At 35.1% G+C, this 22,121-nt stretch carries 18 protein-coding genes and 1 pseudogene; all 19 read right to left on the bottom strand.

Going from position 1 to position 22,121, the window contains the following annotated elements; genetic code table 11:
- Positions 1-146: 146 nt before the first annotated feature.
- Positions 147-765: pseudogene (locus tag ADJ83_RS02915) on the bottom strand (response regulator).
- Positions 758-1,804, bottom strand: a complete 1,047-nt coding sequence (locus ADJ83_RS02910; protein WP_031537390.1) for a sensor histidine kinase — start codon at positions 1,802-1,804, stop codon at positions 758-760. The pseudogene ADJ83_RS02915 and the gene ADJ83_RS02910 overlap by 8 nt, the downstream one beginning before the upstream one ends.
- The gene (gene liaF / locus ADJ83_RS02905; RefSeq protein ID WP_048716771.1) at positions 1,801-2,535 is read right to left on the bottom strand and encodes a cell wall-active antibiotics response protein LiaF; all 735 of its coding nucleotides are present in this window, start codon (positions 2,533-2,535) and stop codon (positions 1,801-1,803) included. Before liaF ends, ADJ83_RS02910 begins: the two co-directional genes overlap by 4 nt.
- Positions 2,536-2,823: 288 nt before the next feature.
- On the bottom strand, positions 2,824-3,474 hold the full coding sequence (locus tag ADJ83_RS02900; RefSeq protein ID WP_031537388.1) for a PspA/IM30 family protein: 651 nt from the start codon (positions 3,472-3,474) through the stop codon (positions 2,824-2,826).
- A 20-nt stretch (positions 3,475-3,494) separates the two neighbouring features.
- Positions 3,495-3,845, bottom strand: a complete 351-nt coding sequence (locus ADJ83_RS02895; RefSeq protein WP_031537387.1) for a hypothetical protein — start codon at positions 3,843-3,845, stop codon at positions 3,495-3,497.
- 166 nt (positions 3,846-4,011) lie between these two features.
- A complete protein-coding gene (locus tag ADJ83_RS02890) occupies positions 4,012-5,208 on the bottom strand; it encodes a Ger(x)C family spore germination protein (RefSeq protein WP_031537386.1) in 1,197 nt (398 codons plus the stop codon).
- Positions 5,205-6,797: a spore germination protein gene (locus ADJ83_RS02885; RefSeq protein WP_031537383.1), complete on the bottom strand. Its 1,593-nt coding sequence runs from the start codon at positions 6,795-6,797 to the stop codon at positions 5,205-5,207. The genes ADJ83_RS02890 and ADJ83_RS02885 overlap by 4 nt, the downstream gene beginning before the upstream one ends.
- Entirely contained in the window at positions 6,794-7,912 is a 1,119-nt protein-coding gene (locus ADJ83_RS02880; RefSeq protein ID WP_048716768.1) for a GerAB/ArcD/ProY family transporter, read from the bottom strand. The genes ADJ83_RS02885 and ADJ83_RS02880 overlap by 4 nt, the downstream gene beginning before the upstream one ends.
- A 125-nt stretch (positions 7,913-8,037) precedes the next feature.
- A complete protein-coding gene (locus ADJ83_RS02875) occupies positions 8,038-9,174 on the bottom strand; it encodes a GerAB/ArcD/ProY family transporter (protein ID WP_048716765.1) in 1,137 nt (378 codons plus the stop codon).
- 382 nt (positions 9,175-9,556) lie between these two features.
- Positions 9,557-9,796, bottom strand: coding sequence for a hypothetical protein (locus tag ADJ83_RS02870; protein ID WP_048716762.1), 240 nt, complete (start codon positions 9,794-9,796; stop codon positions 9,557-9,559).
- A 194-nt stretch (positions 9,797-9,990) separates the two neighbouring features.
- Positions 9,991-11,145 (bottom strand): DEAD/DEAH box helicase, encoded by a 1,155-nt coding sequence (locus ADJ83_RS02865; protein WP_048716758.1) that lies wholly within the window; start codon positions 11,143-11,145, stop codon positions 9,991-9,993.
- Between the two features lie 197 nt (positions 11,146-11,342).
- Entirely contained in the window at positions 11,343-12,041 is a 699-nt protein-coding gene (locus ADJ83_RS02860; RefSeq protein WP_031539551.1) for a GTP pyrophosphokinase, read from the bottom strand.
- Positions 12,042-12,387: 346 nt separating this feature from the next.
- Positions 12,388-14,217, bottom strand: coding sequence for an ABC transporter ATP-binding protein (locus ADJ83_RS02855; protein WP_031539553.1), 1,830 nt, complete (start codon positions 14,215-14,217; stop codon positions 12,388-12,390).
- A complete protein-coding gene (locus ADJ83_RS02850) occupies positions 14,180-15,937 on the bottom strand; it encodes an ABC transporter ATP-binding protein (RefSeq protein WP_031539556.1) in 1,758 nt (585 codons plus the stop codon). The genes ADJ83_RS02855 and ADJ83_RS02850 overlap by 38 nt, the downstream gene beginning before the upstream one ends.
- 519 nt (positions 15,938-16,456) lie before the next feature.
- A complete protein-coding gene (locus tag ADJ83_RS02845) occupies positions 16,457-18,076 on the bottom strand; it encodes an ABC transporter substrate-binding protein (RefSeq protein ID WP_031539558.1) in 1,620 nt (539 codons plus the stop codon).
- 49 nt (positions 18,077-18,125) lie between these two features.
- On the bottom strand, positions 18,126-19,052 hold the full coding sequence (opp4C, locus tag ADJ83_RS02840) for an oligopeptide ABC transporter permease (protein ID WP_031539559.1): 927 nt from the start codon (positions 19,050-19,052) through the stop codon (positions 18,126-18,128).
- Positions 19,053-19,064: 12 nt separating this feature from the next.
- On the bottom strand, positions 19,065-20,015 hold the full coding sequence (locus tag ADJ83_RS02835; protein WP_031539562.1) for an ABC transporter permease: 951 nt from the start codon (positions 20,013-20,015) through the stop codon (positions 19,065-19,067).
- Positions 20,016-20,030: 15 nt separating this feature from the next.
- Positions 20,031-21,041 (bottom strand): ABC transporter ATP-binding protein, encoded by a 1,011-nt coding sequence (locus ADJ83_RS02830; RefSeq protein WP_048716755.1) that lies wholly within the window; start codon positions 21,039-21,041, stop codon positions 20,031-20,033.
- A complete protein-coding gene (locus ADJ83_RS02825) occupies positions 21,038-22,060 on the bottom strand; it encodes an ABC transporter ATP-binding protein (protein ID WP_048716753.1) in 1,023 nt (340 codons plus the stop codon). The genes ADJ83_RS02830 and ADJ83_RS02825 overlap by 4 nt, the downstream gene beginning before the upstream one ends.
- Positions 22,061-22,121: the final 61 nt, after the last annotated feature.

Raw genomic sequence — 22,121 nt, 5'->3', positions numbered from 1 at the left:
TTTATTTTTCTCTTCTTTACCATCATATGAGACAAGTTCGAAAAATATTTTCCTAGTTTGTCTTTTTCTCGATAGAAGAGAGAGAAATATCTTATTTAAACGTTTGATTAAGGGAGTGTTCCTAATATGAAAGGGATTTGGCTTTCTTATTCTACAAGGGAATGCTTAAATGCATAAATGACTGCCTGTGTTCGATCTTGTACTTGTAGTTTGCTAAGTATATTACTAACATGTGTTTTTACCGTTTTTAAAGCGATAAATAAATCATCGGCAATTTCCCTCTGCCATTAATAGAAGAATTTCCATTTCTCTCGCGGTTAATTCTTCATGCAGAGGAGTTGCTTTCTTTTCCCGCATTTTTGTCATCATTTTATCGGTGACTTCTGGCTCTAGCACAATTTGGCCTTGAAATGTTTCGCGCACAGCTCTTGCTATTTCACTAGCCTTCGATGTTTTGAGCATATAGCTAGTTGCACCAGCCTGTAAAGCTGGATAGACTTTCTCATCATCAAGAAAACTAGTGACAATAATAATTTTTGCATCCTCCCATGCTTCTACTATTTGGCGTGTTGCTTCTATTCCATCCATTTCTTCCATCACTAAGTCCATCAAAATGACATCTGGTTTTAACGAGAGTGCTAGCTCTACTGCTCTGCTGCCATTTTCCGCTTCTCCCACCACATCGATATCTGTTTGCGCAGATAAATAAGAGGAAACGCCAATCCGTACCATTTCATGATCATCAACAAGTAATACTCTAATCATTTATATCCTCCTCCCCTTCCAAAATCGGAACTTTTACTTCCAAACGTGTTCCTTTATTTTCCAAACTGATTAACTTTAATACCCCACCTATTTCTGCTGCTCTTTCATGCATGTTTTGAAGTCCATAAGAGCCTGCCTTTCTTTTATCAATATTGAAACCAACTCCATCATCTATTATTCGTAAAATGACAAATGATTCTCTTTGAATAAGCTGGACCTGTAAGGAACTTGCCTTTGCATGTCTTAATGTGTTGGATACAGATTCTTGAAGAATCCGAAAAAGATGATCTTCCATTCCTTTATCCAAATCAATATCTTCTAATTTCCATTCTATTTCTAAGCTGACCTTTTGCTGTAGCTCCTGCAATAATTCAATAATTCCTGTTTTTAATGATTTCCCTTTTAATGCAGCAGGACGTAAATGAAGCAATAAGGCTCTCATTTCTAATTGAGACTGATGAATCGTTTCCTCTACTAGCTGTAGCTGCCGAGACTCGTGATCATTTGTTTTCGGTCTTGTTTCATTAATCGCTGACAATAGCATGGATACTGCGAATAATTGCTGGCTAACCGAATCATGTAGCTCTCTTGCTAACCTATTTCGTTCTGCAATAATGATACTTTGCACTTTCACCTCTTCATCCTCTGCTTTCTCTTTTACAAGCTTTTGTGAAAGCTTCGTTTGTTCTACTAATTGATTCTGCAATTGAATCATCTTATAGCTCAATGACTGTAATTCCTCTGTTGAACCAATTGGCTCAACAGGACGGTACTCCATTTTATCCATCGTATGTAGAGCTTGTTCCATGGAACGAATTTGTTTTTTCCAGGAAAAGCCGGACAAATAACCAATTAGAATACCTAATGTAATATCGACACTTGTTATAAATAAGACAAACGGAACATCCATTAATTCTTTTTCCCACAAAGCTCCCCAGTTTTCTGGAGGAAAAACAAATAAATAACAAATGGAAAAGAATACAAGTAAAAGAAGGGATATACATACTCCCCACAAGATTTGTCTAGTTATAATACTCATATTCTTTTCACCTCTAAGCTACCAGCAATAAAGGAAGTGAAAATCTTCACCCTTGTTTCTGCTTGATCAAAATTAGCAGTCCGGATGCTTACATTTTTATTCCAAGCATTCTCTTCTTCTTCTCCAAATATATGATAAGAACCGAAGAAAATGGAGTGATTAATGCTAACTTCCATATCATAAGGGATATACAGCTTTACATCTCCTACAATATTTTTGATCATCATAACCGTTTCTCCTTCTGGCAAAACGGTATAGCTAAGATCAACCATTGTATTCGTTATTCCACATTGAATATTAATATCATGCCATTCATATACATGATCTGGCGTAATATTGCGATTATAGATTGAATTAGTAAATAAGGGCTCCTTCTTTATGATTGGCTCCTGTGTAAATGGTTCTGTTTCCTTATCTTTAATTATCGGTTTAATCACATCAGTAGTATTCTTCTTTTGGAATAATTGAAAAAGATAATAGGCAAGAATCGTAAATAAAATTATTTTTACGGTAACCATATTTAGGATACTAACGATCAAAATCAGTAAACCAACCCAAAATAGGATTTTTCCGACTCCGCCTTGCAGAGATTTCTTTGAGATATACATCATACCAATGGAAACAAGAAGGGAAAAGATTAGTCCTGGATTAAAGACAAAGATTTCTAATAATAAAAACCCTCCAACCACATATACCCAATTCGCATAATGATCTTTTAGTTGTTTAAACATTGGCTATTCTCTCCCTTCTTTGTTTTATTATGGTGAAAATCTGATTGTTTCTCCCTACAAAAAATAAATGGCTAATACTAAATCATTAAATTAAGACAGACTAAAAATGACAATACACGTTGAATGAGTAGGTTGCTTTCCACTCCAATCACCCGTTTTACAACGTGGTTACCTACATAATTTATTAAAACAATCTTTGAAATTTTATTTAATTCTTTCTGTTTGTCTATATCAAAAATAAAAGGGGCTGGCTTTTGTAGCTCCAGCCTCTTTTAGGATATCATTTTTTTATAGAGAAATGGTATCATCTTCTTTTTTTAGCATATCTTTCTCTAAAGCTGCTAACTTTTCATCCATTGTTTGTTTATAGTATTCTGTATTTATCTTTTTCTCTAGTTTTTCAATATATTCTTCCATTTCGGTAAAGCGCGCTTGATTTGTTGGGCTTGCTTGTTTTTCTTCTAAAACTTTATTCATTGTATGATGTGCCTTTGTGATATTTTCCTTTGCCATTAGCTCCATTTGACGTATCTTCATATCTTTTAATTTATGCTTCATATCCATGTATTTTTTTTCGATTTCATGCAATTGCTGCTCGGTATTTCTCAACGATTCCTTTAAACGGACTACTCTTTCTTCATAATGAGTTTGTTCTAGTTGAGCAAAAGAAGAAAGCTCTTCTTCTTCCGCTTTACGAGCAACCTCTGCCTGTCTTTTCCTTTTTTCTGCCATTTCTTCTGCCTGGCGTAATTCTTTTGAGAATTCCTCTTTTAATTTATATTGTCTTTCCACTAATTTCTTTACTTTATCTGTCTCTTTTTCACATTCTCTTACGTATTGATTTAAAAGCGCAAGCGGATTCTTTTCTTCCTTCTTATCCAATAAATTATTTATATCAGCCAATACAGTATTTTTCATTCTTTCTAATAAATTCGTCATGCCTAATTCCTCTCCTTCTCTTATTTGTTTAGTTCTGACCATTGCTTTTCAAAATTTTGAAATGGGTCATCTGATGATTTTTTTGTGATAATAGATTGTTTGTTGTTATTCCATTTTTTATAAACAAGATACAATATATATGCTGCTGCCAAACCAATAATTGCTGGAAGGTTACTTGCAGTTATAATAAGCATGATAATTCCAGCTATCCCCCACCCTACTTTTCCTGCTGTACTTGTCGCCTTTACATATTGCTTAAAAGCGAAATAAAGAATGGCTGTACTAATTACTAAACCAAATAATGGACCTATCTGTGATAAAAGGATAATAGAAGCAGCTGCTCCAATAATAAATAAACCAAATTTTTTCATTTTGTATTTTCGCTCCTTTCTTATCTACTATGTTACCTTTCCCTTGTTTTTTTCATAACGTGCCTTAGCTTGATTTTCCTCTACAACTTTAGTCTTAGAGGGAGCTAATCCAAAAAAAGCATAGAAAAAACTGTTCGCCATGACCAGTTTTTTCTATGCTTCCTGTTTATTTTTCCGTCTCGGTTAAAAAGCTCTTAGAACGTATTCCAGACCTTCTTAAAACAAAATCCATATCTACTTTTACATCTCCTGAAGCAAATTCTTCACTCCAGTTATCTTTTACTTTCATAAAAGAATTAAAATCTTGCCTTCTCATTACTTCTCCGAATCCAAAAATATCCGCTTGGTATTGTTTTTGGACCTTTGTAATGGTATCTGTTATTTTTTTTGAAAAAGTTTCATTGATTAACTTTTCATATTTAGCAATCGTTCCAAGCTTTTCCACGTTATTATAACATTGAGTTCCTTCAATAAATCCTTCTGCTTTTATACTTACATGAAAAAAAGGCTTACCGTTCTTCATCTTAGACGTTACTTCTGTTTGCGATTCTGTTACTCGAATCGCGCTAAAGTCTCCCTTTTTGCATTCGAGTGTCAAAGAAGTAGTCTTTATATCATTCCTCGTCCATAAATAATTCCTAGTATCCTCTAAGCTCAGAAACCCCACTAACTTACCATCTTTAAAAATCGCCAGTGAGTCTACCACAACAATTGCATCAGGGGTTACCTTCTGAATATTTTTCATACTCATCCCCTTTTCAACATCTCCTTTTAGCCTTACGGTAGCAAGCACTGGTTCTTTTCCTTCCAAATTAAGTTCAGAGATAAAATTAATAATGTTCATTCCAGGGTCTCCTCCCCAGTCTTCCATCAAATGATCCAATTGTGGAGATAGCTTTAAAGAAGATGCCTTTCTATAATGGGCAGCTATTTTTAAAATATCTTCTGCTTTCCCATCTTTAGCGATAATAATGTTAAAGTCATCTCTTATCTCTCTATTTCTTTCCAAAAAATCAATAAAATCCAGTCTTCCTGCACTTGCTACTTCCTCACTGATTACGAGCACTTTCATATGAGAATATATTAAAATCTGTGCATAATATTCATTAAAAAGATGGGTAATTTCTGAGATAGAATCCCCTTCAATCCCTTCAACTACCGTAGGCGCATTCCCAGCTGAAGATTGGGTGTTTAATTCAGCAGCATTCAACGCCTCTACTGTCACTTTATACTTCCCATCCTCCCCTTTATCAATTGCCATCCCTGCTACTAATTTAATTTCTGATAATTCCTTTCTATCCCAACAGCCTGTTAATAGAAATAAACAGTTTAGTATACATAGAAAGACAGCGATTCTTTTCACTTTTTGTCCCCACCTTCATGCTTAGGAGGAGACGGAGATCCTTGGGGCTTTTGCTTATTTTTTATATTCGGACTTAAATAGGATGGTCTCTTACTAATTGCCCACAGTGGAAATCGGACAAATACATCTTTTTGATCTTCAACGATAAATGGAGCAACTGGAGCTAAATATGGAACTCCAAAAGAACGAAGGGAACTTAAATGAGCAACCATAAATACAAGCACTAAAAGAACACCATATAAGCCTAATACTGATGCAACAATGATAAGAACGAATCGAATAAGTCTCGATGCATTTGCAAAGTTATAATTCGGGAATACGAAATTAGCAATCGCCGTTATCGCAACAATGATAACCATAATGTTTGAAATAATTCCTGCTTCAGCCGCAGCCTGTCCGATAACTAATGCACCAACAATAGAAACCGTTTGACCTACAGCCCGTGGCATCCTTACCCCTGCTTCTCTTAAAATTTCAAATGTAATCTCCATAATAAATACCTCTACTACTGCTGGAAAAGGAACATCTTCCCGTTGAGCAATAACACTTAATAGTAAAGTGGTTGGTAAAAGTTCTGGGTGAAAGGTCAATACACCTACATAAGCGGACGGCATAATTAAGCCAATCATAAAGGACAAATAGCGGATCATCCGAACAAAGCTACTCATAAAATAGTTTTGATAGTTATCTTCTGGAGATGTAAAAAAATCAGTAAGAACAGCTGGAACTATTAATACAAAAGGGGAGCCGTCAATTATAATGACAATCTTCGCATCCATTAAATAAGTTGCTACTGCATCTGGACGCTCTGTATTCATAGCAAGTGGAAAGACCGTCAAGCTTTTATCTATAATTAATTCCTCGACATTTGCAGACTCAAACACGGCAGAAATATCAATCTTATTTAGTCTTGAACGCACCTCGTTTACTATTTTTTCATTTGCAATAGAATACATATAACCCATATAAACATTTGTCCGCGTTTCGTTTCCAAGCATAAATTTCTCAAAACGCAAATGATGGTTTCGTATTCTTTTTCTTATTAAATTTATATTGGTTGAGGCATCCTCTACAAAAGAGTCTTTTGGTCCCCTTACTACTGTTTGTGTAGTAGGCTCTGCTACCGCTCTCCCTTCACTGTTTATATAATTTAAACTAAGCGCCTGCCCAACTCCTCTGAAAACAATCACAATTCTGCCTTCCAAGAGAGAAGAAACAATTTCATTCACCGTTTTCAATAATTTATATCCTGATACCCCAAAACTTCTTTTACTTAGATTGTGCAAATCTTCTATTGTTTCTACGACAATATCTTTATCCGCTGAATTCTCTAACGTATTTCCTAACATTTCTTTTAACATTTCCGTATTAACTACTGTTTCTAAATAGTAAATACAACCATCGCTTTTTCCTACACGAATGACGTCAGACTGCAAATCAGCCGTATTCCCAAAGGTTTTATTAATTTCTAATTTTAGCTCTTCAAATGTTAATTTATCTAAGCCTATCTCTTTTGCTTTTGTTGGAACTACATCGGAGGGTATTTCTTTTTTACTATTTATAGACAGTATCTTTTTAAAATAATTCATGCTCTTATCTCCCTTTTTTCATTCCTTTGTTCCTTCCATTTTTTTATTAACAGTACAAACACAATCAAAATAGGAAATCCAAATTGAAGTGGAAGATGGAGTAGAAATATATCTACATGTAATCCTTCTACCAAATGATCGGAAAAATCTATCGTAATAAAGATTGAAAACATCGCTACTATACAGGATACCGGCATTGCAAAATAGCGAAATGGAATTTTAAAAATATACTCTATACCTTTTAAGCCTCCATATAAAAACACTGAACTTTTGATCAATATTCCTAGCATCATAATAAACACAACTAACACATCTATTCTTTCAAGAAATTCACCAATGCTAACAAGCCTTGCAGTAATCAATAATGGGAAATTTGCGCGGGTCGCTGTATTTTCTCCTAATGTAGCAATGATGAGAAAAACAGAGGACAATAAGATTACACTAGCAATAAATACACTAATTAAACATACCTTGCTAGCCGCTTTATAGTTTCCTATATTTGCCAAAATAACTGTAAATGCTATAAGCTCACCAAAAGGAAATGCAATAATGGAAGGTATGGTCGATTTAATAACTTCCATTATTCCACTGCTAAGAATTGGCTGTATATTCGTAAGATTTATTTTGCCTCCAGCGTATAATAAAATAAACAGCAAGAATACAAATACAAACATATAGGGGCTAAATATCTCTGCCGTTCTCCCTAAAACCTCAATTCCTAGATACAATATATAGCCAATTACTAACATGAGCGTAAATATCGTAAATTCGATAGGTGTTGCAGGAAGAATGGCAGTTGTGATTAGTTCCCCAAAGTCTCTAATAACCCTTGCAGAAATATAGATAAAATAACTTAGATAAACAAGAGCAAGAATTACTGCAACTTTTCGAGAAAAACAATATTCGATTATCTCATATATATTTTTCCCTGGTAGCAATGACATGAAATAAAGATAAAAACTCATAACAATTAAGCCGATAAACATTCCAATTAAAACAACTAGCCATGCATCTCTCTTAGCTTCCATTCCTATGCCAACTACGATAGAGCTTCCAAGAAGGAAATTAATAATCATCGTAAATATTTGTGTTAAAGATAGTTTTTCTGTCAACATAATCATTCAGCACCTTATTGGTTATAATTTTCATCAAGCGTTTAAATCAGCTATTTCATTGCTAGTTGTCATTTAAGCATCACTTCATCAGAAAATGTTATCTTCTTTATTATCAATCGCACTTTTTATGAACCGTGTTCCCTATAATCTCTATTGACCTTTTTCCTAGTATTAGATTTGTTCCAATGCTTAATCATCATAATAAGCACCATTAGTGATGGTAAGCCAAATTGCAGAGGAATATGTAGTAGGTAAGGATTAGACTGCAACCCTTCATTCATATGATCGGAATAATTCCGAGCAATTAAGGTTGTAAAAACACCAACCACGCATACCATTGGAAAGGCAAAATATCGAAATGTTTGATTAAAAATATATTCCAAAGCCTTTAACCCCCCATAAATATAGATACAGCTTTTCACGAGTGTTCCTAGCATCATACAGAAAACAACAATTGCATCTATCCGCTGCAAAGAATTGCCAATTGATACAAGCCGGGCAGCACTCAATAATGCAAAATTGGAGCGCAAGGCAATATCATGTCCTAGAGACAAAACAATCATCAGCGACGTTACCAGCAATAAAAGGCTTGATATAAGTACACTATAAATAATTATTTTCTTGCTGTATTTGGCATTTGAAACATTGCTCAATATGTAAGTTAAAATAATCAATTGGCCATAGGGTCGAACAATTTCATAGGGAAAAATAATACTCCATAGTGGCCTAAACCCATCCTTTAATATTGGTCGAATATTGGAAAAATCGAAGTTATTGCCTGCATACAAAAAAATAAATAAAAGTAGGATAAAGATAAAGGCATATGGAGTAAAGATCTCTGCAGTTCTAGCAAGAACTTCCAATCCCATATACATAATATATCCCATCACAATGACAAGCATGATTGTCGATACTTCAATTGGTGTTATAGGAAGTACCGTACTTGCAATTAACTCTCCAAAGTCCCTAATAATACGACAACTATAGTAAAAAAAGTAAGTGGCATAAACAAAACTGAGGCCGATGGCAACTGGCCGCGTAAAACAATACTCAAACATCTCAAATAAATTTTTCCCCGGTGCCAAAGTCATCATATAAATAAAAAACAAGGTAATAATTATTCCTAACCCTAAAGCAATCAGAAGAACAATCCATGCATCCTCCTTCGCTTTTAATCCAAGGCCAATTACAATCGTACTACCAATTTGGAAATTAAAAATTACTGCAGCCAATTGAGTTAACGAAATATTTTCTTTTAACATGCTGTTACACACTTCCTTTTAGAAAAGCGCAAGCGCCTTGGTTCCTTATGTATACAATTAAAAAACATGTACTTATATATACCTTGTGATGTTCTAATTTTGCTTTCCAAGACTGTGTAGTTGTACCCTTCTTCTAAGAGTGAAAGCACACTAAAATTAATCCGCTATTTAAAAGTGGTCTCTTAATCTAGATCAAGTGATCCTTCCATCAGCCGGTTTTTCAGAATTTCCTCTTCCTTCGATGTCTCTTTTTGTTGGGATTCGTACTTCCAATAAGTCTACCTTGCTTCTATTTATTAGACTGTTACCTTACCGAACAGCCTGAAATACTTTTGAACAAAACAGAGTCTTTTAGAAAATAAACTCTAATAAATCGATAATCTCATCCTGGTATTTTCTGCTTCCCCTTTTTTTTATTTTTCCATAAACGAAAATCTACAATGACAGACCAAACGAAGCCAAATATTGCAGTAAACACAATTGTAATTGCACCTGCCCCAACTTCCGCCTCATAAATTTTTTTAAGACATTTCATAAACCCTTCATGAAACACAAAAATATCTAAGCCAACGGTCAAAATACCCATAGATGTAAATATTAATAGATAAGCAAAAGTTACCATTTAACCCTTCCTTTAAGTGCTTTGTTTATTAATGGTATTATCTTGTGAAATTTCTCCATTTTTATGCCTAATTTTTCATTTTTTATCTAAGATTAGTCTGTTTAGGCTTGCCACCCCTTACCCTTTTGCCAAATAAAAAAGCTGTCATCTACCAAATTTTTTTGGATTAATGACAGCTTTATATTGAAATGGTATTATTTCTTTTTTTCTCTCATTTGATAATCAATGATTTCCCCATGATAAAAGCTTTTACGTGATAATCTTAAGTTTAGCTTTTTAGCCATTTGCTTCAGTTCTCTTTCTTCTCTTTCTGTAACTAAGCTAACTACCACTCCTGATGCACCAAATCTCCCCGTTCTACCGGAACGATGAATATACTGTGTCTGATCAATAGCTAAATCATAATGGACCACATGCGTGATATTTTGAATATCAAGCCCTCTAGCTGCCACATCTGTTGCTAGCAGCATATTACGCTTTCCATCTCGGAAATCTTTTAATGATTTCTGACGCTCCATCTTATTCAAATCAGAATGCAAAATACTCGTTTGAATATTTTTATAGGTCAATTTTTCATGAATTACATTTAAATTGCCAATATCTTTTACGAACACAAGAATTTTCGCATTGTTCAAACGAGAGATTGGCTCTAAAAGTTTTACCTTATCTCGATATTCTGCTTGAAAATAAATATGCTCCACTTCTGCTGCATCAATCACCTTATCTTTTTTCACACGGATAATTTCTGCATCTTGAACAAGTTCCTTGGCAATATCTTCTGTATGTTTTGGTAAGGTTGCAGAGAATAAGACAACTTGTCTATCTTTTAAAGTGGCTTTTACAATTTGTCGGACAGATTCAATATGCTCTGATACCAATAATTGGTCCGCTTCATCTAGTACAACTGTTTTTACTTCGTGCATTTTCAATTTTTTCTGTTTAATCAGCTCTAACGCTCTTCCAGGTGTACAAATAACAAGATGAGGGTGTTTTTTCAGCTTTTCTAATTGTCTTTTTACATTGGCTCCACCAATAAACGAAGCCGAACGAATACCGCTACCCTCTCCCCATTTTTGTACTTCTGCCAAAATTTGCATAACAAGCTCTTGAGAAGAAGCAAGACAAATCGCCTGGATATTCTTTGAGTCCGTATCAATTTTATTTATAACTGGCAATAAATAAGCTAGTGTTTTTCCCGTTCCTGTTGGGGATTCAGCAATTACATCTTTTCCCTCCAATATAAGTGGTATGGATTGTGCTTGGATAGATGTCGCGTGTTTAAAATTCGCTTTCTCCCAGTTCTGCTGTATAAATGGTTTAAATGTATTCCAAAATTGCTGTTCTTTCATTTCGTTCTCCTTTTAAAAAAGTTAGACGAATTGCATCTAACTTTAAAATATGTCTTCTTATTATAAATTATTTACTGAAAAATTGATATGAAACCTTTTTTATTGAGGTAATATATATTTTTGATGGGGGTACGCTTACTTTGGATCACCCTCAATAAAAAAGGGGAAGCGTCCCTTAAGAAGCTTCCTCCCTCAACTTATATTAACGTTTGTTGTTTACCAACAGTTTGAAAAATATCGACTCGGTCTTTAATTTTCTTCATTTTCACATCTAATTCATGTGCTGCATCTGCTGCTTCCTTTAATTCATTAAGCAAATGTCTAGGAACATCTTTATCAAATTTATAATAGATTTTATGCTCTAGGCTTGCCCAGAAATCCATCGCGATTGTTCTAATTTGAATTTCGACACATACTTCTTGCATACCAGTACTTAAGAATACAGGAATACTGATGATTAAATGTAAGCTTTTATAGCCATTGGCTTTTGGATTTTTTATATAATCCTTCACCTGTAGGACCTTAATATCATTCTGTTTTTCTATAATGTTAAAAACTTCATAAATATCCGATATAAATGAACATGTAATACGGACTCCAGCAATATCGTGTATATATTTCTTCGCGTTTTCAATTGAAATTGCATGTCCTTTCCGATGTAACTTCTGCATGATTCCTCTTGGATCCTTAATGCGCGATTTTATATGTTCAATCGGATTATGATTATGAATAAATTGAAATTCTTCATTTATAATTTTTAATTTCGTATTTATCTCGTCTAGAGCAAAGTTGTATATGATTAAGCTATTTTTCCATTCATTTAGTTCATTTGATAATTCATTTAAATCAAAATGATTATCTTCCATATATGTTTTGAGGTGTTTTACGCTTTCCATCTACTAGTAAGTCTCCTTTGGATTCCGATAAACCTTTTCTGCGTCTACTCCGATACTCTTTAAAAACTCAATAATTTGGTCAATAGTTTTCATTTTCAACATCCACCTTTATATAATTCGAGCTATTTTCGGGTGTTGACTTGCACCGAATATATTTATATAGTAAACCAAAATGACCGGTCAGTCAAATATCATTTATATCCAATACTATTTTTTATTAAAAAAGAAACAGTACTCCCTTTAACCTTTATATACAAGACATTAAGAAAGGGAAATACTGTTCAATAAGCTTAATAGCCTTACTGACCAACCGGTGTATTAGATGAAAATTCCGTTTATAAAAATACTATTCTGCTGCTTCTGAAAACTGATTTTGATGTAGTTCATAATAAAATCCTCTTGTTTTCAATAATTCATCATGAGAACCTTTTTCGATAATCATTCCCTTATCTAAGACAAGGATCATATCTGCGTGTTTAATCGTATTAAGCCGATGGGCAACAACAAAACTAGTTTTCCCTTTCATCAAGCGCTTTAAAGCCTCTTGTATTTTCACTTCTGTAATGGTATCAATACTGCTTGTGGCTTCATCGAGAATAAGAATGGACGGATCAGCAAGGATTGCTCGTGATATCGATAACAATTGTTTTTGCCCCTGACTTATTCCATTTCCATTTGCAGAAAGAATCGTATCATACCCATCTGGGAGATGTTCAATAAAGCCATGAGCATTCGCCATTTTTGCTGCATCCTCGACTTCCTTATCGGTTGCGTTCAGTCTGCCGTATCGAATATTTTCCCGTATCGTTCCTTCAAATAAATAATTATCCTGAAGGACAAATCCCATATGTGAACGGAGGCTTTCTCTTTTTATTTTTGTTATATCATGACCATCCACCAATATACTTCCAGTTGTTGCATCATAAAATCTCGTAATAAGCTGGATAATCGTAGTTTTTCCTGCTCCTGTTGGTCCAACAAAAGCGATTGTCTCGCCAGGATTTACTTTAAAGTTAATATCCTTCAATATTTCCTTATCTGTCTCATAAGAAAAGGAAACTTGCTTGAATTGAACTTCTCCCTTTGTCTCTTTTATTTCGCTTGCCGTTTTCTCATCTTCTTCTTCTCTTTCCTCATCTAATACCTCAAATACTCTTTCCGCACCAGCAATTGCAGATAGTAAAGTATTAAATTGGTTAGATAAATCATTCAATGGCCGAGTGAATTGTCTTGAATATTCTACGAAAATAACAATTACTCCAATTGATACAGCACCTGACTTCAGTGCTAACAGCCCGCCAACTCCAACAATAATCGCATAGCTAGCATTATTTAACATATTCATTAGCTTTGGAATAAATCCTGAATATACTTGTGCCCAAAAAGCAGAATTCTTAAGTTTATCACTTTTTTCTTTCATATCATTAATCATTTTTTTCTCTAGGGAAAATGTTTTTATGATTTTTTGACCAGAAATGGATTCCTCGATAAATCCATTTAAGTCACCTAAGTTCTTTTGTTGCTCCTTAAATAACACACTCGTTCTGCTTGTTATCCATTTCATCCCCAAAAACATTACTGGAACAATTATTAAAGTCAGAACCGTTAACAACGGGCTTAGTATAAACATCACCACTACGGTCCCGATTAAAGTGATTATACTAGAAAAGATTTGAATAACAGAGCTATTTAAGGTGGAGCTTACGTTTTCAATATCATTGGTAACACGGCTCATTAGTTCCCCATGCTGTTTTTTGTCAAAATAACTTATCGGTAATTCATGAAATTGATGAAATAAATTTGCTCTTAGCTGAAAAACAGTTGTTTGTGATATTCCAATCATCCAATAGCTTTGTAAAAATAATGCAATGGAATTAAGAAAATAAATACAGCCAAGAAATAATAGCATTCCTGTAAATCCGTCTAAATTTCTATTTACAATAAAGCGGTCAATAGACATCCCTAATACATATGGTCCCAATAATCCTAATGCACAGCTTAGTGCAACCATCACTAAAACAAGAATCAGCAACCCTTTTTTTTGGGCCAGATATGCCCATAACCGATATAAAGTTTTCCCCATATTCTTTGGTTTTTTTCCTTTTTTAACAACTGTAGCATCTGGCTTTATATCAGGTTTAGGATAGTGAAATGGATCGGTTAGTTCCCTTTGCATTCTCCCACTCTCCTTCCCCTAGCTGTGATTCGACTATTTTTTGGTAAAGCTTGTTTGTTTTATATAATTGATCATGGGGAGCAAAGCTTACAATTTCCCCATTTTCTATTAGCATCACCCGATCTGCCTTCATAGCAGTAGATACTTTCTGGGTAATGAGCAGAAGCGTGCATTGATAAGAGGCGACTGCATCAAGCAGTTTTTTTTCTGTCTTCAAATCTAAAGCACTTGTACTGTCATCTAAAAGAAGAATACTTGGTTTTCTGACAAGGGCTCTTGCAATGGAAAGACGCTGTTTTTGTCCACCCGATAAATTAACTCCCTTTTGCCCAATTCTCGTATCGTATGTATTGGGCATTAACATAATTGTTTCATGTATTTGGGCATCCTTTGCAGCTTGCACCACCTCATCAAAGGTAGCATTGGGATTTCCCCACATAATATTTTCCTTAATCGTTCCAGTAAAGAGCATCGATTCCTGTGGTACATAGCCTATTTGCTTTCTTAGTGCATTTAATGAGTAGGAATCGATCCGTTTATCATCAATTAAGATCGTTCCTTCTGTTGGTTCATACAGTCTGGGAATCAATTGGAAAAGTGTTGTCTTTCCTGATCCTGTCGCTCCTAATATCGCAATTCTTTCTTTTGGCTGAATGGTAAATTGCAAATTTCCAATGGTGTTTTTTCTATTAGAAGGATAACAAAAGGATACATGTTGAAAATTAATTTTTCCTTTAATTTTTGAATTCCTATTTCCTTCCGGATTATCCGTATCCTTTTCTTCTATATCAATAATCTCTTGAATACGATCTGCTGAAGCCTTTGAGCGGGAGATAACCATTACTAACATACTGACTACAGAAATAGAAGAAGTTATCCTTAATGTGTAGTTAATAACCGCGACTACCTCCCCAATCTGAGCTTCACCAGTATTTATTTGCCCAGAACCAATCCAAAGTATCGCAATAATACATAAATTCATTGCAAAAAGTAAAAGCGGTACCGTTGTTTCCATGATTCTTAATGCTCTTTGTGTAAGATTTTTTAGCTCTTCACTTGTTTGTGTAAAACGATTTCTTTCGAATTGCTTCCGTATATAAGCACGAATCAATCGGACAGCTGTTAAATTTTCAAGCATGACACTATTAACATGATCCAACTTCTTTTGGACAGATTGAAAAAGCTTTCTCCCTATTTTGATTACCCAAATAAACATAATCACGATTAATGGAATGGTCACTGCCAGAATTAGTGCCAGCTCTACATTAACTAGAAAGGACATAACGATTCCGCCTACAATTAAAAGTGGTGCCCTTAATAAAAATCGCAATCCCATAAATATGGTGTTTTGTAATTGGGTAATATCATTAGTTAATCTCGTAATCAAAGAGGAGCTTGCAAAAACATTACTACTTGAAAAGGTAAAATATTGAATGATTTGATATAGCTCATTCCGAAGACTATAGCCAAAATTCTGACAAACATGGGAAGAATAAAACGTATTTATGATTCCCGCAGCAAAGGCTACAAGGGAAAATACAATTAGCAGCCCTCCCCAAATTAGGACAACTTTTGTATCTTGATGAGCCAATCCATCATCAATAATTTTTGCCATGATTAATGGTTGAACTAATTCTACTGCAAGCTCTGTTAACATAAGAAAAAGAGCAATTGTTATACTTAGTTTATATACTCGAAGTCTACCAAATATTTTTGACATTATTCCCTCCAGCCTTTGTCCTGATTGGTTGAAATATCCGTCCTTTCCAACCATCGATGAAATTTCTTTAGGTTTACTAAACATTATTTTTATCATACCTCTTTTTAGTCAGTTAGAAAACACTAATTTTCATCCTTCAGAAGAAGATTTCGGGAGTATTTAGGGGGAATTTTTCGTTAGATTGTGCTAGAAAGACATTGTTTTATTTTATTGGTGACGTCTCCACACGCAATCAGATTATAATTATCCAGTTACAGATACTTTTGTTACCACTCATTACGGTATCTATTCTGAAACAAGATGTAGAATTTTTATCTGTTACTCTTTTGATTGTTTATTTAAAGAAGAGGGATTAGAGAGTGGCTCTCTGTTACCTTGTCACTCCTTTTCTCTCGCTTTCGGGCTTAGAGAGCCGCTCTCTCTTTTCCTTTCTACACTTAAACACTTATCACTAGCAATCCCCCTACTCACTAAAAAAAGAACGACGTTGCCAAAATAGGCTCAGTCGTTCTTTTTTTATTAGTTTGCACCTGTCAATGACCATTTATATAGTTCATTATGGAAACCGAAAATCTTTGGTCCTCCAAATGCTACATCTTTCGATACTGCTGCAAAGTCATAGTCAGAATATAATGTAAAGATTGGCAGTTCTTCACTCCAAATTTCTTGAAGTTCATTATAAATCTGTTTACGTTTTTCTGTATCTGGTTCTTGTTTTCCTTTTTCAAGTAATTCGTCTACCTTTGGATTGTTATACATCGTGTAGTTGCTTGATCCACTTGAACCATATATCGTAGTTAAATCTGGATCAATTGTATTAGTAAAACCAATTAACATTAAATCATAATCTCCAGCTTTCGCTTTTGACATAATAGTTGGGAAATCATACGTTGTCGTATTAAGCTTTAAGCCAACCGCTTTTAGATTTTCTGCAATAATATTTGCTGATTGCTCACGTACTTTATTTCCGATTGGTACAACGAATTCAATCGTCTTATCGAAATCCCATCCGGCTTCTTCTAATAGTTGCTTCGCCTTTTCTGGATCATATGTGTATGTTTCTAGATCTTTATTCAGGTATGGACTGATAGACGTATAAGGTCCGTCTATAATTTCTCCTTCCCCTTTCAGCAATTGATCAACAATCTTTTGACGGTCGATTGCATATGCAATTGCCTGTCTCACTTTTTGGTCTGACATTGTATCCATATTAAAACTCATGTTTTGATATCCATACGTTTTCTCTGTTTTTGTGGTTACATTATCAAAGCCTTCTACTGTTTCAAAATCTTGAACTGCTATTTTCCCGATACCTCCGGCTGCATTCATATGAATCTCCCCTGTTTGTAATTGGGCTACAAGGTTTGCAGCTGGCATGATTTTCACGAATAATTTATCTAATTCTACTTCTCCTAAATAGTAGTCATCATTTTTCGCATATTCGATATACTGATCTTTCGCATACTTAACAAATTTGAAAGGTCCATTGGTTACAGTTGGACTCATCATGAAAGGATCTTTTTGTAAATTTTCTGGTGCTACGTCCTTTAGTATATGTTCTGGTAGAATCATAAATTTTGATCCTAACTGTTCTTTTACCATATTCGGATCAACAGGTTCCTTTGTTTTAAATTGAATTGTCTTATCGTCAACAATCGTTAAAGAAGGTATTTCTGTTACACCGTCTGGAAGTTTTCCATTTACCGTTAACCCGTCTAATTGGGTTAAATAAGCTCCAACAGCTGTTTCAGTCTTTGGATTGGCAACTAAATTCAAAGTAAAGGCAACGTCTGCTGAGGTAACTGGCGTGCCATCTGACCAATTTGCATCCTTATTAATCTTTATTGTAAATGTTTGATTATCCTCTGTCTCAAACGATTCTGCTAGTTTTGGTGTGAATTCTAATGGTGCCGTCATTTCTAGGAAAGTATCAAACATAAACTTTTCTAACCATGCTGCTGCAATATCAGAAGAGTTTATTGGATTAAAGCTTACTGGAGCATTTACTAGGCCGAGATACATCGTATTTTCTTTTGACCCTCCACTTGTTGATGCTGTATTATTTGCACCAGCACATGCTGAAAGCAACAATAATATCACAATGGAAAACATGCTAAATATTGTTTTAAATTTTTTCATGATTTTTCCCCCGTCTATTTTCTATAATGTTAGTAAATAACAAACTCCATTATTTAAGGCTCTTCGGATCCATTGCATCCCTTAATCCATCTCCCATAAAGTTAATAGATAAAACGGCAAGTAATATCATTACTCCAGGAGGAATCCATAACCAGGGCTGCGTTGCTAGTACTGTAATAGATTGAGCTTCGTTTAACATATTTCCCCAGCTTGCTGTTGGAGGCTGAACGCCCATTCCAAGAAAACTAAGGGAAGCTTCCATAATAATGGCAGAAGCAATACCAAATGTAGCATTTACTAAAATAGGTGCAATACAGTTTGGTAGAATATGCTGAAATACAATTTTAGGCGTTGAATAGCCTAGGGCAACCCCCGCTTTTACATAATCCATTTCTTTAATTGTTAGTACACACCCTCTTACTAATCTGGCGATTGACGGCCAACCAAGCAAGCCTAATACCAAAATAACGTTAAAAAGACTAGGTCCCATTATACTTACAAGGACTAAAATAACCATTAAATACGGAAATGACATAAATATATCTGTAATACGCATGATGACCATGTCTACCCATTTTCCAAAGTATCCTGCAATCGCTCCTAGAATGGTACCAATGGCAACATAGATTGCAACTGCCCCTACTCCTACTGATAAGGAAACTCTAGCAGCATATAATAGGCGACTAAACAAATCTCTGCCCACTTCATCTGTACCAAGGATATTCACAGCAGAAGGAGGTGCCGCAAATTCTCCATCTACCGAATATGGATTATGTGGTGCAATTACTGGAGCAAAGACTGCAATCAAAACCATTAATGAAAAAATAATCAGCCCACCAACTGCTAGCTTATGTTTAAAAAAACGCTTTGTAATTAGTTTCAGGTAGCTTTCTTCATTCCCCAACTGTTCTTGAACAGGAATCACCACATTATTTACTGGTAAATCCGTATCCATTTTCACATTAGGAATACTCATGTTCACTCCCCCTTAGTTATACTTTATTCTTGGATCCACAACAGCATATAAAATATCAGTAATCAAATTAGAGAAGAGTACAGCAAGTGCTGCGATAAAATTTATCGCCATTAATGTTGGATAGTCCCGTGATGAAATGGACTGAATCGTTAATTGCCCTAAACCAGGCCATTGAAAAATTTGCTCTGTTACTACTGCCCCACCAATTAAAATCGGTATCTCCATCCCAATAATAGTAATAATAGGAATAAGCGCATTTTTTAATCCATGTTTGTTGGTAACGATAAATTCCTTTAATCCCTTCGCTCGAGCAGTCCGCAAATAATCCTGCCCCAATACTTCTAGCATGCTACTTCTTACATAACGGACTGTACTTCCTGCAATGGCAGTCCCTAATATAGCTGCTGGCATAATAAGGTGAAATAATGTATCAGCAAATCCACCGTTGCTACCAAGTGTAAACATGCCACCTGTAGGTAAAATATTTAAAACGAGAGCAAAAACATAAATACTTCCTAATCCTAAGAAAAAGTTAGGAATAGATACACCTAAAAAGGAAAAGGTAGTTGTTAAATAATCAATCCACGAATACTGCTTGGTGGCACTTAAGATTCCAATTGGAATGGCAATGATATAAGCAATAATTAAGGCAGTGCTCATAAGAAGTAAGGTTGGCCCAACTCTATTTAGCACTAAGTCCAACACTGGTTCATACGTGGTATAAGAAAATCCAAAATCTCCTTGAAGAAGATTTCCGAGCCATCTAAAGTACTGAATGTAAATAGGATCATTAAGTCCCAATGCTTCTTTCTTCGCATCGATATCTGCCTGGGTTGTATCTGGATTAATATACATATCCACAGGGTTACCTGGAGCTAGGTTAATAATGAAAAAGTTAAAAACAGTTACTCCCAGCAACACTGGAATGGCAATTAATAATCTCCTAATAATATATTGAAACAATCAAATCTCCCTCCTTTAATTTAGTGGAAAATGGCAGGCGACTGAATGATCTGTAGCATTCAATAGCGGCTCCTTCTCCTTACAAATAGCTTGAGCCATTGGACATCTTGTATGAAATCTACAGCCCTTTGGTGGATTTGCTGGACTTGGAACATCTCCTTCCACGACAATCCTTTCTCTATTTCGAAGATGGGGATTAGGAATAGGATAAGCACTTAACAATACTTTCGTATAGGGGTGCTTGGGATTTTTAAAGATTTCTTCTGTTTTTCCAATTTCAACGATTTTTCCTAGATACATAACAGCTATTCGATCACTTATATATTTAACTGCTCCTAATCCATGCGCGATAAATAAATAGGTTAAGTTAAATTCCTTTTGCAAATCTTTTAATAGATTTAACACCTGTGCTTGAATAGAAACGTCCAATGCTGACACTGGTTCATCACAAACAATCAATTTCGGATTTAGCATAAGCGCTCTAGCGATACCAACCCTTTGTCTTTGACCACCAGAAAATTCATGAGGATATCTACTTTTATGAAATTTAGTTAATCCTACTATTTCAAGTATTTGGTCTACCTTTTTGTTTGCCTCTTCTTTCGTGGCAAGTCGATGGGCAATTAATGGTTCTGCCAATAAATCGCCTATTCGCTTACGTGGATTAAGAGAAGAATAGGGATCCTGAAAGATTATTTGCATCTCAGTCCTAATTTTTCTTAATTCCTTATGCTGAATTGTCGCCATATCCTTTCCTTCAAATAACACTTTTCCGTCTGTCGGTGGATCAAGCTTTACGATTGCTCTTCCTGTAGTGGATTTCCCACAACCAGACTCCCCGACAAGGGAAATGGTTTCACCAGGATAAATCGAAAAATTAAGCCCATCCACCGCTTTGACATGACCAACTGTTTTCGATAAAATCCCCTTCTTAATTGGATAGTATTTCTTTAGGTTTTGAATTTCTACTAACGGTTGTAGTTGTTTGAATATTCCGTCTTTTGTAGGTAAAGTTTCTATGCTCATACAGTAACCTCCCTCTCTTCATTTGACATACTCTCTTGCTGTTTTTCCTCATATAGCCAACAACGAACTTTATGATTTCGTTTATTGTCTATGCTAATATGGGGAGGTTTTTCGGCAATGCATTTTTCAGTCACATAAGGACATCGTGTGTGAAACCTACAGCCTTTAGGCATTTGCTGCAATGTTGGAACAGAACCGGGAATGGAATATAGCTTTTCCTGAGCATCATACTCTAGGTGTGGGATAGAGTCGATTAAGCCTTTCGTGTAAGGATGCTTCGGCTCATCAAAAAGAGTAAAGACATCTGCTTCTTCTACTACTTGTCCCGCATACATGACAATTACTTTATCTGCCATTTCTGCAATTACACCTAAGTCATGTGTAATCATCATAATAGCTGTCTCTGACTCATTTTTTAAGCTTTTCATTAATTCAAGAATCTGTGCCTGTATCGTTACATCTAATGCAGTAGTTGGCTCATCTGCAATTAACAGCTTAGGTTTACAAGATAGCGCCATCGCTATCATTACCCTTTGTCGCATTCCTCCAGAAAGCGCATGTGGATATTCATCTATAATTACCTCCGCTCTCGGAATACCTACTCTCTTAAGCATTTCTACCGCATAGCTTTTAGCTTTCTTAGCATTTAAACCCATATGTAAACGAATCAATTCCACCATTTGATTACCAATTGTAAAAACTGGATTTAAAGAGGTCATCGGTTCTTGAAAAATCATAGATATTTCATTTCCTCTAACCTTACGCATTTCTGCTTCGGTTAATTTTGTTAAATCATTTCCATTCAGATTAATCGAACCGTTTTTGATATATCCATGTTTTCCTAGCAACCTCATAATGGATAAAGAAGTTACACTTTTACCACATCCAGACTCTCCCACAATACCAATGGTTTCACCTGGTTGAAGCTGAAATGAAACCTCCTCTACCGACACAACCTCTCCCTTATCCGTCCGAAAAGCCGTTTGCAGTTTATCCACTTCTAAAATATTCTCCCCCATACTTCCCCTCCTAAATATAAAGCGTAAGCGCCTGGTTATCAGCGTACAAACTGGAAGAACA

Origin of the sequence: Bacillus sp. 522_BSPC (assembly GCF_001076885.1) — a bacterium.
GTDB lineage: Bacteria > Bacillota > Bacilli > Bacillales > Cytobacillaceae > Niallia > Niallia hominis.
Note: the sequence above shows the minus strand (reverse complement) of the source record. Positions and strands in the feature narration are given on the sequence as shown.